This is a genomic window from Mesorhizobium sp. LSHC420B00 (assembly GCF_000503055.1).
Lineage (GTDB): Bacteria > Pseudomonadota > Alphaproteobacteria > Rhizobiales > Rhizobiaceae > Mesorhizobium.
On the sequence record NZ_AYVY01000002.1, the window covers coordinates 632,299 to 649,024 of the forward strand.

The 16,726-nt window shown below is 59.5% G+C and carries 14 protein-coding genes and 1 pseudogene; 5 read left to right on the plus strand and 10 right to left on the minus strand.

The features are described from left to right. Window positions 1–2: 2 nt before the first annotated feature. Window positions 3–452, minus strand: a complete 450-nt coding sequence (locus X760_RS47000) for a VOC family protein (protein WP_023717674.1) — start codon at window positions 450–452, stop codon at window positions 3–5. Window positions 453–718: 266 nt separating this feature from the next. Between X760_RS47000 and X760_RS47005 the strand changes: the two genes are divergently transcribed. From X760_RS47005 to X760_RS47020, 4 genes and pseudogenes are all read left to right on the plus strand, one after another. Next, complete coding sequence (locus tag X760_RS47005; RefSeq protein ID WP_023717675.1) at window positions 719–1,615, plus strand: sugar ABC transporter permease; 897 nt, start codon at window positions 719–721, stop codon at window positions 1,613–1,615. Continuing rightward, complete coding sequence (locus X760_RS47010; protein WP_023717676.1) at window positions 1,612–2,535, plus strand: carbohydrate ABC transporter permease; 924 nt, start codon at window positions 1,612–1,614, stop codon at window positions 2,533–2,535. The genes X760_RS47005 and X760_RS47010 overlap by 4 nt, the downstream gene beginning before the upstream one ends. A 2-nt stretch (window positions 2,536–2,537) precedes the next feature. Beyond that, window positions 2,538–3,642, plus strand: a pseudogene (locus X760_RS47015) (ABC transporter ATP-binding protein). 19 nt (window positions 3,643–3,661) lie between these two features. Further along, a complete protein-coding gene (locus X760_RS47020) occupies window positions 3,662–4,927 on the plus strand; it encodes an ABC transporter substrate-binding protein (protein WP_023717677.1) in 1,266 nt (421 codons plus the stop codon). Between the two features lie 597 nt (window positions 4,928–5,524). On the opposite strand, the gene X760_RS47025 is transcribed toward X760_RS47020, so the two are convergent. From X760_RS47025 to X760_RS73625, 5 genes are all read right to left on the minus strand, one after another. Further along, entirely contained in the window at window positions 5,525–6,562 is a 1,038-nt protein-coding gene (locus X760_RS47025; protein WP_023717678.1) for a phosphatidylglycerol lysyltransferase domain-containing protein, read from the minus strand. Between the two features lie 264 nt (window positions 6,563–6,826). Then, window positions 6,827–7,549 carry an LPS glycosyltransferase gene (locus X760_RS47030; protein ID WP_023717679.1) on the minus strand — a complete coding sequence of 241 codons (723 nt, stop codon included), beginning with the start codon at window positions 7,547–7,549 and terminating at the stop codon, window positions 6,827–6,829. Between the two features lie 89 nt (window positions 7,550–7,638). After that, window positions 7,639–8,430 (minus strand): glycosyltransferase family 2 protein, encoded by a 792-nt coding sequence (locus X760_RS47035; RefSeq protein WP_023717680.1) that lies wholly within the window; start codon window positions 8,428–8,430, stop codon window positions 7,639–7,641. Between the two features lie 113 nt (window positions 8,431–8,543). Beyond that, window positions 8,544–9,713, minus strand: coding sequence for a glycosyltransferase family 4 protein (locus X760_RS47040; RefSeq protein ID WP_051409615.1), 1,170 nt, complete (start codon window positions 9,711–9,713; stop codon window positions 8,544–8,546). A 98-nt stretch (window positions 9,714–9,811) separates the two neighbouring features. After that, window positions 9,812–10,453 (minus strand): sulfotransferase family protein, encoded by a 642-nt coding sequence (locus tag X760_RS73625; RefSeq protein WP_023717682.1) that lies wholly within the window; start codon window positions 10,451–10,453, stop codon window positions 9,812–9,814. A 509-nt stretch (window positions 10,454–10,962) separates the two neighbouring features. On the opposite strand from X760_RS73625, the gene X760_RS47050 reads away from it, so the two are divergent. Next, window positions 10,963–11,877, plus strand: a complete 915-nt coding sequence (locus tag X760_RS47050; protein ID WP_023717683.1) for a sulfotransferase family protein — start codon at window positions 10,963–10,965, stop codon at window positions 11,875–11,877. An 18-nt stretch (window positions 11,878–11,895) separates the two neighbouring features. Here X760_RS47050 and X760_RS47055 read toward each other — a convergent pair whose 3' ends face one another. From X760_RS47055 to X760_RS47070, 4 genes are all read right to left on the minus strand, one after another. Continuing rightward, the gene (locus X760_RS47055; RefSeq protein ID WP_023717684.1) at window positions 11,896–12,591 is read right to left on the minus strand and encodes a sulfotransferase; all 696 of its coding nucleotides are present in this window, start codon (window positions 12,589–12,591) and stop codon (window positions 11,896–11,898) included. 72 nt (window positions 12,592–12,663) lie between these two features. Continuing rightward, window positions 12,664–14,406 carry an asparagine synthase (glutamine-hydrolyzing) gene (gene asnB / locus X760_RS47060; RefSeq protein ID WP_198030461.1) on the minus strand — a complete coding sequence of 581 codons (1,743 nt, stop codon included), beginning with the start codon at window positions 14,404–14,406 and terminating at the stop codon, window positions 12,664–12,666. Window positions 14,407–14,748: 342 nt separating this feature from the next. Beyond that, window positions 14,749–15,480 carry a sulfotransferase domain-containing protein gene (locus X760_RS47065; RefSeq protein ID WP_031193588.1) on the minus strand — a complete coding sequence of 244 codons (732 nt, stop codon included), beginning with the start codon at window positions 15,478–15,480 and terminating at the stop codon, window positions 14,749–14,751. 125 nt (window positions 15,481–15,605) lie between these two features. After that, the gene (locus X760_RS47070; protein WP_156948027.1) at window positions 15,606–16,622 is read right to left on the minus strand and encodes a hypothetical protein; all 1,017 of its coding nucleotides are present in this window, start codon (window positions 16,620–16,622) and stop codon (window positions 15,606–15,608) included. Window positions 16,623–16,726 lie beyond the last annotated feature (104 nt).

Here is a 16,726-nt window from a genome sequence, read left to right on the forward strand (position 1 = left end):
ACTTAAGCCGGCAGCAATCCCTCTTCGCGCAACCGTTTCAGACCCTTGTACTGAAGGCAATCGGCGTGCATCTCCATCAGCTCGATGCGATTGCCGTCAGGATCCTCGATCCAGGCCTGGCGGTTGCCGTCGAGCCCGTCCTTGATCTGTGCGGTCAGCTTGATGCCGTTGGCCTCGATCGCCGGGCAGAAGCTGTCAAGATTATCGATCGTCAGGCACATGTGATTGACGCCGTTGGCGTTCCAGCCGGGAGCGCGATCGTTTTCCGCGCCGGGAAATATCTCCAAGAACACCTCTTCCGTGATCCTGAGATACACCAGCCAAGTGCTGCCGTCCTTATTGTGAAGGCGCAGCATCTCGGGAAAGCCGAGCTTGTCCCTATAGAAGGCGAGGCTGGCGTCCAGGTCCTTCACCTTGATGGCGGCGTGGCCGAAGCCGGTGATCCCTTTCATGACGTTTTCCTCCCGATAGGTCGAATTTCGTATGAGCGTTAATATCGCCTTTGCTCCCCGCCGCGCGCTTTGTCAATATGAATTCTCACCCGCCAAAGCGCGGGTTTGCTGCGCTGCAGCGTCGTTTTCTCGAATGCCCGGTGCCATTTGATCCCGATTTGCTTGTCACTGTTGACAGAGCGATATCGTCATGATTGGTTTAACGCTAATATGAAAATTGCCAGAGCCGCGATCGGCTAAGGCAGGCCTTCGAGGGAGGAACCCGAATGGCGCTCAGGTGGAGCAAGGTCTCGCCGCAGCTTGCGCTGATTCCTGCGCTCACTGTCACCCTGGTGGCCTTCGCCGGCGCCATCGGATGGACGATCTGGATGTCGTTCACGCGTTCGCGTCGTTTCCCTGACTACGCGATCGACCCCGCAGTTTGGGCGCGCCAGTATGACCGGCTTTTCAGCGACGGCGTCTGGATGACCTCGCTCCGGAACGTCGTCGTCCTGGCGATCGGCAGCGCGCTCGCCATCGTGCTGGGTTTCATCCTGGCCGCGATGATCGAGAAGGAAAAGCGCGGCGAAGGCTTCTTCCGGACGATTTTTCTCTATCCGCTCGCGGTGTCGCTGATCGTCACCGGCATCGTCTGGCGCTGGATATTCAACCCGGCCCTCGGTGTCCAGAACTTCCTGCACCAGCTGGGCTGGGAAAGCGCCAATTTCAACTGGCTGGCCGATCCTGCCACGGCAATCTACGGCATCATTCTCGCCTCGATCTGGCACGGGCTCGGCTTCTACATGGCGCTGATGCTGGCCGGCCTGAAGTCGATCAACACGGAAATCTGGAGCGCCGCCAAGCTCGACGGCGTGAGCTTCTGGCGGCTCTACGTCGAGATCATCATTCCGATGCTGAAGTTCACGTTCCTGACCTGCGCGATCCTGCTGTCGCTCGGCGTGGTCAAGACCTACGACATCGTGCTCGCCATGACCAATGGCGGACCCGGTACGTCAACCTGGACGCCGGCCTATTTCGTCATCAACGCCTATTCGACCCGTTCCAACATCGGTTACGCGTCCGCCTCAGCAGTCATCATGCTGTTGATCACGGCTGCCGTCTTCCTGCCGCTGATGCTGGTCACCGCCTGGCAAGTCCGCCGTCGCCAGGCCGCCGCCGTATGAATGCCGTGTCCGCTTACGAGACATCAGCGGCCGCGCGCATCGGCGGGCGCGTCTACCCCCGTAGGCGCCGCCGCATCAAGGGAGCGTCGATCGCCGTCCTCGTGTTCCTCGCCATGTGCGCGGCCTTCATTTCGATCCCGCTCTACGTGGTGATCGTCACCTCTTTCAAGACAATGGACCAGATCGCGCTCGGCGAGGTCTTTTCGCTGCCGACCACCTGGACATTCGAAGGCTGGTGGAAGGCCTGGGCAGAAGTCTGCTCGGGCATGACGTGCGAGGGTGTCAGGCACGGATTCTTCATCTCGCTCGCCATTCTGTTCCCGAGCCTGTTCCTGTCGATCGCCCTGGCGTCGGTCACCGGCTACGCGCTGGCTCTGTGGAACGTCCGCTGGGCTGGCCCCTTTCTGTTCGTATTGTTCATGTGCGCCTTTGTGCCGTTCCAGATCATCATGATCCCGTTGGTCGCCCTGACCGCCTCGCTCGGCATCTACGGCACCATTTGGGCGATCGCCGTCATCCACGCCGTGCTGGCGATGCCGCTGCTGACGTTGATCTTCCGCAATTTCTACAAGGACGTGCCGCCCGAGATCATCAACGCGGCGATCATGGATTCCGGTAGCTTCTGGCGCATCTTCGCCGAGATCATCCTGCCGATGTCCGGCAACATCATGATCGTCGTGCTGATCCTGATGATCACCAGCGTCTGGAACGACTTCCTGATCGGGCTCACCTTTGGCGGCATGGGCGCCCAACCGATGACCGTCATCCTGGCCAACACCGTCATCACGGAGCGCGGCGAGGTCCACTACAATGTCGACATGGCCGCAGCTTTGCTGACGGCCATCCCGCCGCTGGTGGTCTATTTCGGGCTCGGCAAATTCTTCGTCCAGGGCATCACCGCCGGAGCCATCAAGGGATAGCCGTGCCGAAGGTCGAATTCAAAAATATCGTCAAGCAGTTCGGGCGCGTCACCGTGCTCGAGGATCTCGACCTCACCGTCAATGACGGCGAGTTCCTGGTGCTGCTCGGCCCGTCCGGCTGCGGCAAGACCACATTGCTTAACCTGCTTGCCGGCCTGCAGGAGGTGACCGCAGGCTCGATCACCATCGGCGGCCGCGATGTCACCGATCTCGATCCCAAGGGACCGCGGCCTGGCCATGGTGTTCCAGTCCTATGCGCTCTATCCGACAAAAACGGTGCGCGGCAACCTGAAGTTCGGCCTCTCGGCGCAACGGCTCGACCGCGGCGAGATAGAGCGGCGTGTCGCCTGGGCCGCACAGCTGTTGCGTATCGAACCGCTGCTCGACCGCCGTCCGGCGCAACTGTCCGGCGGCCAGCGCCAGCGCGTCGCCATCGGCCGCGCGCTGGTGAAGAATGTCGACGTGTTCCTGTTCGACGAGCCGTTGTCCAACCTCGACGCCAAGCTGCGCACCGAGATGCGTCTGGAGATCAAGAAGCTCCACCACGACCTCAAGAAGACGGTCGTCTACGTTACCCATGACCAGGTCGAAGCGATGACTATGGCGACGCGGATCGCTGTAATGGACGGCGGCGTCATCCAGCAGATCGGCACGCCGGACGAGATCTACGAGCGGCCGGCCAACCTCTTCGTCGCTCGTTTTGTCGGCTCGCAGCCGATGAACGTCTTCGAGACGACGATCGATCTCACCGGCAACCGCGTCGTCGCGACCCACCGGTCGACCGGCGTCGAGATGGACCTGTCCGACTATTCCTTCATCAGGCAGCCGGCCACGGGCATGAAGGTGCTGGTCGGCTTGCGGCCGGAGCATTTCTCGATCGGCAGGCCGAATGGCGGCAAACCGGCCGCCATCTTCGACCTGCCGCTGCGCTACAGCGAAAAGACCGGTAGCGACGGTACCGCCTTCTTGGCGGCCGCCGACGAGCTGCTGGCTGTGCATGTAGACCATTCGCAGATCGGCGCGCTGCGGGACGGCGCCAGCGTCAGAGCGATCTTTCCGGCCGACCGGTTCAATCTTTTCGACGCCGAAACTCGGAGTCGGATTTAACATCAATAGGGAGGAAACGATGTCCAGAAGACTGACGTCCAAGAGACTGCTGGGCGCATTTGGACTGGCGCTGGCGATCGGCGCCGCGCCGTTCGCCAGCGCCGCCGCCACCGAGCTCAAACTGTTCCATACATGGTCGAATGAGAGCGAGATCGGCGCGCTCAACGCGATCGTCAAGGCGTTCGAAGCGAAAGGTAATAAGATTACCGAGATGGCCGTGCCGCACGAGCAGGCCGGCTCCAGCCCGCTGGTCAGCCTGATCGTCGCCGGCACACCACCCAATTTGTTCATCAACTCCGAGCCTGGCCTTTATCGCGATCTGACCAAACGCGGACTGGGCGAGCCGCTCGACGCCTATTTCGACAAGATCGGGGCGACGCCGAATTTTCCCGAAACGGTTTTGAAGTCAATCAAGGTCGACGGCGAGATCCGCAAAATCCCGACCGGCGTCCATATCGACGGGATGATCTACTACAACAAGAAGGTCGCCGCCGAGGCCGGCGTCGACCCGACCAAATGGGCCTCGCTCGACGATATGTTCGCCGACATGAAAAAGGTCCAGCAGGCCGGCTTCACCTTCATCGGAGTGGGCGGCAACACGTTTCAGGCCGGCTATCTCTTTCATGCCCTGGTCGCTGCCGTCGCCGGCCCGGACATATACAACCGCTTCTATGGTGAAACGCCTGACAAGACTGTGTTCGACGAGAAAGGCCTGCGCGACGCGATCGACATGTTCCGCAAGATCACCAGCCAGGCCGACGCGGGCTGGGTGAACCGGCAATGGAACGAGACGACCAGCACGGTCATTTCGGGCAAGACGCTCATGCAGATCCATGGCGACTGGATGAAGGGTCAGTGGAAGGCCAACAAGAAGGTGCTCGGCGAGGATTTCGGCTGCATCAACATTCCCGGCACCAAGGCGCTATCGGTGACGGTGGATGCGTTCGGCATCCTCGGCGGCCAGCCCGATGACGTGCTCAAGGCAGAGCTCGACTTCGCCGGTACCGTCGTCGACCCCAAGATCAACGCCGAGTTCGCTTCCATCAAGGGATCGAGCCCGGTGCGCCTGGACGTTCCGACCGACAAGCTCGACGCCTGCAACCAGCTCGTCCTCGACTCGCTGAAAAAGCCCGGCTTCAGCGTCCAGAATCCTTTCAACATATCCGACACCGACTGGCTGAACTCGGTGTGGAATACGATGTACACATTCCAGGGCGACCCCGACATGACGGTCGACGACGTCATCGGGGATTTCCGCAGCGAATACGCGGCGGTCTTCCCGTAATATTGGTTGAGTCCGCGCCGCCCACCTGCCTCGCGAGTTCGTCGAAGGACGATACCCTCTCCCGTGAACGGGGAGAGGTTGATCGATCATTTGGCCAACTCAACGCGCCGCCACTAACCCACGGGAAAACATTTTGCGCAACAGACGGCGGGGGCAACTCCTGCATCCATTGACAGTCGTCATGCTCGGCTGGAGAATGAAGAAGGTCAACGGCGATAGCCATGCGGGAAGGCAATGGTCCAACCGCCAGATACCGGACACCGTCCTGGCAGCGTCGTCGCGGTCATCGTCATTTGTTTGATCATCGTCGCTTTGTTCTTCATAGGCTTCAGATACTCAAGGCCAGGCCAAGGTACCCTCGTTATTCCTGGCGGTACGCTGCAGCAACCGTGAATCCGACCCCTTGGCGCTGATGCGGAGCCGTTCTCGGGCTACCAAAAGTGCCCCGGCGGGACTGGGGACGACAGCAAGAACCGTCCGGCGCTTCGCGGCCGGTCTCTTGCATCCCGCCGCGGCCTTCCTTTCCCACCTAAACAACCAAGCCTGGCCGGTGTGAGGTCGACATACTGGGAGACGACGAGCCCCATCCACCAGGCACTAGACGGCCCTGATCAGCCGGAGCAGAGAAAGCGCCTCGAAAAAGGTCCCCTTGCGAAAGGCGAGATAGGTCGGCTCTTCGACACCGTGGAACCGGCGCTTGAAGGCCGCCTGCCCCTGCAGGTTGAAGCGGGTGCGATTGACCCACGGCGATTCATAGGCGCGCTGGAAAGCGCACCGCCAGAAATCGCTTTCGACAAACCCGCTGGGTCCGATTTCGACCAGCGGCGACAGGCCGAGGGTAACGACGGAAACACCTTCGTTGCGAAAGCGGTCGACCGCAAATTTGGTCAGGCCGATCTCGGCATGCGCCGAGGCATCGATGTGCTTGCGCTTGAACGAGGTGGTGTAGCCGATGACCTTGCCGTCACTGAACAGCGGATCGAAATCCAGCAAGGCCACGAGCTCTCCATCCGGACCGTGCAGGACGAAGCGGCGCATGTCGATGCCAAGGTGATCGGCAAAGGGCCTGTTGAGAAACCTCATCTCCCAGCGCTTGACGATGCGGTCTGCCCGCCAGTTCTGGGAGAGCCTGGCAATCTCGTCGAGGAAGACGGTCCCGTTGTCCTCCGCAAAGGAAAACCCCTTCCTCAAGAGCCAACGTTCGGAATAGCGCACTGTCTCATTGCGCCTTCCGGAAAAGTCGTGGCCGGGCAGGACAAGCCTGGTGTCGACGCCAAGGCGGTTGACCTGATAGCCAAGCCCGGCAAGCACGCGCGCCGTCTGTTCGCCGATCTGCACGAACCACGGGCTGCCTGCAACCTCGACGAAACGTTTGATATAGTCGCGCCGATCGGCCGGGGCAGCCATTGGGTCACCGAGCGCGAAATGATGTCGCGTTTTGCTGCCGTAAGCGATGTAGCCCTGGGCATCGCCGAAGTAATGAAGCCCCTTCTGCACGGCGGCCGAATAGGCAAGGGAAAAATCACCATGGCGACGGACCAGCGCCAGGCGCTCGACATGGTTCAGCTGCAGCCGCGGTATTTTAGGCCCGCGGTTTTCCAAAAAACGATCGAGGCGTCTTCGCAATGACGGCATGGTCGACTTTCGCGTGCCGGCTAGGCCGATGAAAGAGCTGACGGACCCCAGACCGATCATATTGCCGCGAGCTGATCCTTACCTGGTGCGGCATCTTATCCGGCCGGAACCGCCAGATTTAGGCACAATCCGCCCCCGGTCCCGCCCCAAGGCGGCACCACGCATTGTTGTCGACGCCCAGCGTCTGACGGCTGGTTGCTGCGCTCTTCGCGACACGAAATCGATTCCACTTCGGAAGCGCTCACCTGCCAAACACGATGGCGCTTATCGAACTGCGCTCTGAGAAGATTGTGCTTGATCTGAAGCCAGGAATTCGTCGCGTTCTGCTATCCACAAATCGGCATAGTCGACATTCTGCCACTCGGCAAACCACGGGCCGCCGCTCGTATAGTGGACCGCCTTAGGTGTGCCGACAGCAGGCTTTTCGTTCCAGCCTTCGAGCCAATTCCACTCTACCGGCAATGAGCCCAGATCTTCGTCGGCAACCCACTGCATTCGGTGAAGATAGGCGCCACTTTCCTGGTTCACGACCTCTGGCGTGAGCGATTTGACCGAGGGATGCGCGCAATTGAACAGCATCAACGACGACCAGTTTTTCCGAGGATAGGATGTCTGGACCACGCCATCCATCTTGGTCGTGGCCTTCGGCGTATAGTCATGCTGGACGCAATAGACCGCCTTTTCCGAGTCCGTATACTTCAGCAGGCCTGCGACGTCACCGAGCCACAGGAAATCGCAATCGCAAAACAGGGCCCAACCCGTGTAGCCGGCGAGAAAGGGCGTCAGAAAGCGCGTGTAGGTGAACTCCGTTGAGGCGAGCGGGTCTTTTTCCCGCCAGTACAGCCCGCGGCTACGCATCTCGTCCTGCTTGATCGGAATGACGGAGACAGGCGCCGACGCATGTTTGAGCAGCGAGTGGCGCGCGACGTCGTACGCGATCGGCTCACGGCTGTCCCATCCGATAAATACCCTAAACGCATCAGTCATATTCACTACCCTGGCTTTCGATTTTAACGGTCGTACACTAACTAGTTGGCGATGGCTCGGCAACAATGGCGGTCGCGCAAGCCGGTTTCTCACAGATTTGTCCTGGCCTCGGTCTTGCTGGTTCGGGTGGAATTGGCCTCGCTCCCCAATGCCACACGCGCCCATTTCTGATAGGTGTAGCTGGCGGAATAAGCGGCAACCATCGCCCCAGTGGAACCGTCCAGAAATCCCAGCCGGAAAACATAGCTGCGCATATAAGCCCAGACAGAGCGCAAAACCGCCTTGCCTATCGAGCTTTTTTTGCCCTCGGCAAGCAGCCGCGCGGCGGACGCTTCGGCGTACCGGCCAATCTTGTCGTGGGCATCCGCCAGGTCGGCGATGGAGTCGTGCTCGATCGGCTGGGACAATCGCCCGACCTTCCCGTTCACCACTACTTTCTCGTGCACGGTATCGTCGCTGAAGCGCCCGGAGCGGCGACGAAATAGCCTGAGCACCAGATCGGGTGACCAGCCGCCATGGCGGACAATATGCCCGCAAAAGCGCGATCTTCTCGGTATTTCGAAGCCGTCATAGCCTTTTGGGTCGGCGATTGCGGCTCTGATTTCCGCACCGAGCGGCGCCTCCACCCACTCATCGGCATCCAGCGAAAGGATCCAATCCCCCGTTGCCGCGGCAAACGCACGGTTTTTTTGCGCGCCGAAACCGGGCCAATCAAGGGTCATCAAAACCTTGGCTCCGAGATCACCGGCAATGTCCCTGGTTCTGTCGCTGCTGTCATTGTCTAGAACGACGATTTCGTCGGCAAAATCCACCGAACGAAGGCAGCGCGCGATGGACGCCTCCTCATTGCGGGTGATGATAACGACCGAGAGCACCGGCACGGTCAGAAGGTTCCGGCATCAAAGCTGCCGCTGTCATTCGAATGTATCTGCAGCATCGGCTCCCGGCCTGTTAGCGCACTGAGGGTACTAACCTAATCCAACAAAGTCGAAAATCATTTCAGATCAAGGCTTTCATACAGCGCCATCATTCGCTTTATCATGACGTTGAAATCATAATGCTCGGCCGCCGCTCTCACCCGGGTCGCGGTCTCACATCGTGACGACAACTGCAGCGCGTGCGCGAGCCCTGCAGCGAGGTCGCTTTCGCTGGCCGCGTCGCAAACAAGCGTCGGCTCGAACCGCTCGACAAGCTCGCGCGCTCCGCAGCCGGTGCTTACCACAGCGGGCAAGCCGCTGGCCATGGCCTCGATCACCACTGTGCCGAAAGGATCATAGATGGAAGGCAGCACGGCAATATCGGCCGCGCCGTACCACGGCAACATGTCCTTTTGCGGCCCCAGCATCTTGAGCCTTGCGCCGAGACCCAGCCTGTCACCAGCCTGCCTGAAGGCGTTGGCGCGCGAATCGTGGCCGACGACCCACAATTCCGGCTCGCCATCGAGCCTGGCGACAGCCCTCATCAGTGCAAGAAGCCCCTTTCGCGCAAAGCCCGAGCCGACAAACAGGACGACCGACCTGTTATCGTCGACGTCGAGCCGCGCGCGGACCGCGGTCCGATGCTGTTGGCGCAGTTGCGGATTGAAGCGGTCGAGGTCCACGCCGTTGGGGATATGGTGCACATTTTCCGCCGGATAATCGTAGTGACGGACAATGTCGTCTGCGACCATTTTCGAAATCGCAATGACAGCTTTGAGCCGTGGGCTGGCATAGGTTGCGCGCTCGAGGCGCAGCGTCTGGCGGTGAAAAGGGCTCAGCGCCATTGCCGCCCTGCCAAGCCGCGTCTGGAAACGCCGCCGCTCGGCAAGATAGGCGGCATGAACGCCCTCCCCGGCCCGGAAGACATCGCAGCACGGGAGGCGATCGTTGCTCTGCACCAGCGCCCGTGGCATCTCGGCGATCTTGCGGCAGGCGGCTTGAGCAAAGGACGTCGCCCGCAGCGAACGCGGAAAGCGGCGGCCGGCGCAATGGATGAACTCTATCCCTTCATTACGCGGCCAGTCGCCGGAGAGCACGGCCACCGGCCGCTGACGCGCCGCGAACGCGGCCATGATGTTTTCCAGCATGATCTCGCCTCCACCGAAAGGCGCATAACGCTGGCGCACGAACAGGATCGGCACTGTCGGTTCGGCTTGGACCTGCCGATCATGCTGAGACAGAGCCATTTGACCTCGCTACGCCGTGAAGATTTGCACATGATCGACTGGAGTGTCGTTTTCCTGAGGTAGACTGTGCGCCGCCGAGCAGAAGCCGCGCATTGCCGTCAGTAGCCGAAAGCCTCAAAATCCTCGGCATAGAGGCTAGAGACGATCCCGCGCGATCTCTTATCATAGTAATCGTCGGCCTTGCTCGTCGCATCCGTTCGGCTTTGGCTGCGGTGGATGGTGTTGCTGATTTGCCTGCCGCCACTGATCCGATCCCACACCTTTTGGAAGTCCTCGGCGAAATTTTCGACACGACCGATAAAATCAAACTCGGACGTGGGCATGACAAGCGACGATGTCTGCGGAGCCCAATGGAGGTCCGCATACAGCCAGCCATCTTCCAGGAGATCACAAAATTCACAGAAAGTCGGGATATTGCCGCGCTTACCGATGTTTTTCTTTCCCGTCGCGACCTTATCCAAATAGGCCGACAGCACGCGGCTGTAGGGATTCCGCACAAACGTGAACGCGAACACGTTCGAAATCGAATCAACCTGATCGACGGTCAATTGCGACGGACGCAACAGGGTGTCGCTCTGCAGCAATTGTTTCTTCGCGCCGGCGAGCTGGAACTTTTCGCGAAATTTAAGCTGGGCCAAGTTTATTGTGACCGTAGAGTTGGCCGACTTCGCAATGCGATTGTAGAAAAATCCGTGATCGGGATCAAACAATCCTTGCCGATCGGCGGTCAGTATCGTCAATTTGCCGCCATACGGGTATCGCTTGTAAAACGGAGAAGCCGGTATGGTCCTTTTGGCGACCGTTCGGCCAACCTTTGTTTTGATTTTCCGAAATCGTTTCAGCACATTCGAGCTCGATCCGTGAGTGGTTTCGTCCCCCGTTTACCGTGCCCACCGCGGCGTATAGCGTAAGTCTGTCGACGCTGCCAAGTTAGAGATTGAATGTAAAAAATTTGGCGGAACATTTGCGTTGTCTAACGCCTTCCCACCCCCGGAAAAACATCGCAGCACAAAAGGCGATCATTGTCCTGCACCAGGGCCGGAAGCGTTGGTCGTGCTGTGACAAGCCCGTGCGACGCGCGATGCCTCTATCCACCTCAATTGAGCTTTCGAACTTGGCGGGAGTTTCTTCGCGGTCTATTAAGCGCCGTAAGCCAGCCTTGGATAGGGCAATGCGGTAAAGACAGTCTGCCTGCTTACAGGCCTATGCCACGACAGGTAGACTGATTTCAAGGCGAGGGTTTTTGCCGATGACGACCAGCCATGTTTCGCCCGATAATGTCGTGCCGGGCAAACCCCAGCTCGGCGCATTCCGTCGCCTCGAGCGCTCGTTGCGGCCACGGCTGCAAAGCCTTCGCGACGTAGTCAGGGAGCCGTTTCTTGCCTGGGCGCATCCGGAAGCCCTCGCCTTCTACCGCAGGGCCGTGGCAACCGCATACCTGCCGGACGACTTGATCGACGTGGTCCCGCAACTCAAGATCCTGTACCTGGCAACGCCGAAGGCGGCCAGCAGCCGCATTCGAAGCAACCTTGCAGCCATGATCGGCAACGACACCGTGTCGGGGTGGCGCAGCGACCAGAACTGGAAGGTCCACAACCGAAAGGCGTCACGGTTGCAGGCGCCTCGCCATGGCATCGTGCAGTTCCACCACATGGCGACAAGTGCTGAAGCCTTGCGATTTACCTTCGTTCGCAATCCCTACACCAGGCTGTTGTCGTGCTGGGCCGACCAATATCGCGACCGTCCCCTTGTGCCTGGCTATGGCAGGGTCGAGGTCTATCTGGCCCACCGCGAACGGGCCGATCCGGCGCTGCCTGTCGGCGCTGACAAGAGCCTGTCCTTTGCAGATTTCGTCGCCTTTGCCTGCAAGACGTCCACATGGCGCATCGACAAACATTGGCAGAGGCAAAGCGACATTGTCGAAGTTCCAGGAGTTGCGTTCGACCTCATCGGCAAGACCGAGACTTTCGCAAAGGATTTCGAACGGGTTCTCGATCATGTCGGTGCAGGCGACGATATGCGGCGCGCGGCGATGCCGCCCCTGCACACCTCCTCGCGTCGCAGGCTTGCCGACTACTTCACGCCAGAACTGGCGGATTCCATCTATCGCGCATATGAGCGCGACTTCGATCAGTTTGGCTATCCGCGCGCGCTTCCAGAGTGAAAATATCGGGCGTATCGCTCAAAGGTACCCGAAAGCCTGCATCAGGGGCTTCCCACGGCCCTCGGTAAGCTCCGCCAATTCCTGCTGACCAAGGTCGGTCTTCCATCGTCCGCGCCCGTCATAGATCGGCTGATTGACCTGCTGGTTGCGGAGTGCAGTATGTTGCTTCTCAAGTTCGACTTCGGCCGGCTTGAACCATTGCTGCGGCTTCCTGTGATAGTCGAGCAGGTCCGGGCTGAAGGGCAGGTTGAGAAAGCCGCAGATGCGCTCGACGATCTTGGCCGGATCCTCGACCAGATCCTCGTAGCGATAGATCAGTACATCCGGCTGTCCTTGTTCGGCGAGAACGAGCGCATTGTCGCCGATCCAGCGGTCGAGCGCCTCCCTTGGATCGCCAAGACGCTTGGCCAATGACGCCACGACGTCGCGCCCGTCCCGCACCGGCATCACGAAACGCGCCCCGGGCACGAGGCGGCGAATACGGCCGACGCGACGGATATGCCGCGGCGTTTTTTCAAGCAGCAAGGTCTTTCCGGCACCGCGCGCCGCGCGCTTCAGCTTCCAATAGCGAAACATCGCCAGCGGCGTCCATTTGAAGAAGACATTGGTTTCCTGGAACGGCAGGTAGACGTCGGGATGGGCTGCGAGGATCGTCGCGATCAACGTCGTGCCGCTATGACCGCAGCCGCATATGAATCCGGTCCGCATCACCATGTCGGCAGTGCTCCCATGGCCCGACCCCGCTCCGTCACGGCAAAAAAGAAATGCTGGCAGCCTTGAGGGTGGCTATGCGGAGGCATTCGAAAACTTGGCGCCTTTCAGGAAACCGGACAATACCGCCTCCTGATAGCTTTCCTCGGATTGCGAAGCCACGGCCGTTCGCTTCCAGCTTTGTGGAAGACCAAATCCCTGCTTCTTACGTTTGAGCGTGCTTGCCGGCAAAACATTGCGATATGCGTATTTAAGCCCGCCCTTAAGCTGGCCATCCTTGTAAAGAAACGACTCCGGCAGGCTGAACGCATATTCGATCATCGTTCGCGACAGGAACGGGATACGCGCTTCGAGCGAAACCGACATGCTCAACCGATCGACCTTGGTCAGGATATTGTTGGGCAGACTGGTATGAAAATCGAGATATTGCAGGCTGCGCAACGGTCCGAGTTCCGGCTTCCACCACGCCCTGAGATGGGCGAGTTCATCATAGTCAGCAGCGATGGCAAGGCGTTCGCGATAGACGTCGCGCTGCCATCTCGTTCTGCCGGAGCCAATGGCGATGGAGAGCTCGACCGGGTCACGCGTGGTGATCAGGCGCAAATTGCGGTCCTTCAGGCGCCACCCGCTCTGTGAACCGAACGGGACGAAACGTTGCTTCCTGCGAATGCCGCTAAACCGCTTGTATGAGCGATAGCCGCCGAAAAGCTCGTCCCCGCCATCGCCCGTCAGCACGACGGTCCTGTCGCGGCTGGCAAATTCGCAGACACGAAACGCCGGGATGGCGGCCTTGTCGGAAAGCGGCTCGTCATACCATTCCCGCGTGCGGTCGAAGACGTCATCGAGCTCTGTCGGCTGCAGGATCCGGATCGCGTGTTCGGCGCCGAACAGCGCCGCGACCTTGGCCGCCTGCGCGCTCTCGTCAAATCTCGGATCTTCGAAGCCGATCGAAAACGCCTTTGCCGTGGGGTTCACCGCAACGGCATGCGACAGGACAACCGCCGAGTCTATGCCGCCACTGAGAAAATAGCCGACCGGCACATCGCTCACCATGTGAGCGGCAACGCTCGCCTGCATGCGGTCCCGCAGCCCGTCGGCCAGGCGGTCGTCATTGTCCGAGCGGAGTTCGGTAGGCATGGTCCAGTAACGCCCGACATCGACGCGGCCGGTTTCCAGATCGAATGTCAGCCGACTTGCGGCCGGAAGTTTGAAGATATTGCGGTAAAGGCTTTTGGGCGCTGGAATATAGCGGCATGCGAGATAGTCCAGGACAGCCGTCTCGTCGATCGGCGGCAGATCGTCGCCGAGCCAGGTCTGCAGCGCTTTCAGTTCCGACGCCCAGGCAAATCGGCGTCCCGAATGGAAGTAGAAGAACGGCTTCATGCCCGGCCGGTCGCGGATCGCATGCAGCTTGCGGCGTTCCCCGTCATGGATCACGGCCGCATACATGCCGTCCAGCTTCTCGCAGAGCCCTTCGAGCCCCCACACCCGATAGCCATGCAGCACAACTTCGGAATCGGACTGCGAGGTGAATACGCAGCCTTTGGCAATCAGATCGGCGCGGAGCTCGCGATAGTTGTAGATCTCACCATTGACCGTGATCGCGAACTTCCCGTCGGCGCTGACCATGGGCTGATTGCCTGCCGCCGAGAGGTCGATAATGCTGAGGCGCCGAAACCCGTGATAGAGATCGCTGGTGACACGTGCGCCGCCATAATTCGGGCCGCGGTGCACAAGCGTGTCGCGGGCCTGGTCGGCACGATGGATATCGTCGGGCGAAAAGCCCTCGGCACGATAGACGCCGAACAATCCGCACATCATTGGCTCCGCAGGAAGATCTTCGGTTCGAAAGCTTTTTGCCGGCTCCGCCAGCCGGGCCAGACCAGTATAGGAAACTGCCTGGATGCTCAACCGCCCTGCTGATTTGTACGGTCAGGCTCGAGCGGCCTCGAGCAGGCGCCTCATGTTCTTCTCCGCCTCGTCCATCACCTCGGCCGTAGGCGGCCGTGATCTGGGGATCGGCCCGGGCCGAGCGCGCGGGCCGATAGAACTCGCATGATGGATCGCTGTGGCCAGCCAGACCTGCTTCTCGGCCTTCTCGAACCGGAGAGCAGAACCTAGATGGCAAAAAAGGCATCGGCATATGAGGCAAAATCGTAGCTATCGGCGTCGTGCCGCTATGTCCGCATCCGCAGACAAACCGATGCATCGGATCAATTCACACCTGCCCCTGTCGCCGATATAAGATATGCCATGCCGCAGGAAGGCCTCATCGAGCCGCTTCCAGTAATCGAGCCGCGCAAGTACATTGTCGCAGAAGGCTACATCATCTACGCTGAGGTAGTCCAAATAACCACCGACCTTACCTTTTCGAACCTTGAAACTTTCCGGGTCGTCAGGATTGCGTGGTCGCAATTTTCCGCCATAGCGCGCACCCAGTTCTCCTGAGATTTCAGATTGCTGCATTCGTTTGAACGACCTACTGACGACCACATCAGCAAGGTTGGACTCGTCGAAGGACTTTCCCACAAAGTTTCCGACACTGCGCAAAGCGTCGTTTGTATCCCGCTGCATATCTTCATAGCGCAGAAGCGCAATTTTTCGCATGTAACTTGCGGCTGCGAACCACTGCAGATTGAAAAGGGCAATCTTCTCGACGCCGTGTTTGGGGCTCCTTACACATTCGCCTATCGGACCTGCTCCCAGCTGATGGCGTTTGCAAACCTGAAAATATCCAGACACCACAGTGTCGCGGGGGTCTCGCGTCAGAAATAGGATCCGCTGCCGTTTGTAGCGTGATTTGTCGGTGCTGATCTGTGCAATGTCACGCAGCTCCTTGTGGTCGGAACCATCATGCGTGTAAGCCGCATTGACGCCCAGATCGTCAAGCATTACGCGCAGCCACGTCCGCCCGGACTTGGGAAACGAGACGACAAGGAGTGGCGGCCTTTTTGCAAAGAAGTTGGACAACAATCTCAACTTAGGCCTCCGATTGCGAGCACTTTGATTGCGCAAAATCAGCGGTTGTAAATATCGATCAAAGCATTGGCGATCCGTTGCGAAGCTGGCATCTTCGGATCAATCGACAGATTGGCATTGAGGAAGTCCCGGCTTTGCTCAAAATAGGTCGGTCTTGACCTGACCGCAGCAAGGATATCGTCGACGAGTTGATGCTCCGACCATGTTGGTTTGAAAGCGCCCATAGGACTGTCGAACTCGACCATCGGCGAAACCAGCGGAAAGAGCACCACCGGAATGCCGCAGGCGATCGCTTCGTAAACCGTGGTGCTTGGGCGAGTTACTAGCGCCAGGGCGTCCGGGAGCAGTTGTGCGAAGTCTACGGGCGATTTGTTCGGCATGTCGACTTTTGCGAACATCGTAGGATGGACACTAACGACATGGGCAAGGCCGAGTTTCGCACATGCGGCTGCCACCGCTTCAATCGATTGGCGGTCTGCGAGGTCTTCGATATCCCCCTTGAAGTTCACCAGCACGAAAAGCCCTTCATCGTGCCTGGCGCCCGCGTTTTCGACAGCACGCTCAATTACCGGGGAGCCGACAATGTAGGTCGGTTGTCGTCGTTGCTGCAGCGCTGCCGGTCCCATCGACAGGATGTAGTCAGCTCTCACAAATCGATGCGGCTGCAGCAGTCTCGCACCTCCGATGAGGCCGACCACACGGACCATTCCGAAGTTGATAGAATCTATGAACCGCCTAAAAAATTGCGGTGCATAGTCATTTCCAGTCACCAGCATGTCGCAGGGTCTGATCGTCCGCTTGAGCTCAGCAAAGCTGATATGCGACATTCCCCGGGCGTTTAGTTCAGGGCGTGCGACGCCGCCGCGTTTCAATCCGTCAATATGCGCGAATACGCATTGAATGCCGCCGTCGACCAGAAGTTGAGCGGCATCAGCCAGCAGACGAACATTGTTGCGATTGTGTGGGACGAAGTAGACCGTCCTCGTCTCTGCCCTGCCGCGAGCGTAGATACGCCCCCGCCTGAACAGGTTTCCTGGATGCACAAGCCTGTACACCGCGAGGAGCCGCTGCACAAAGTCTTCGCTGATAAGAGAAGCCGACTTGTTCCCCGACCTACCCAAAGATATGCATCGCCCTCCAAGTCTTGAACCAGCCGCCA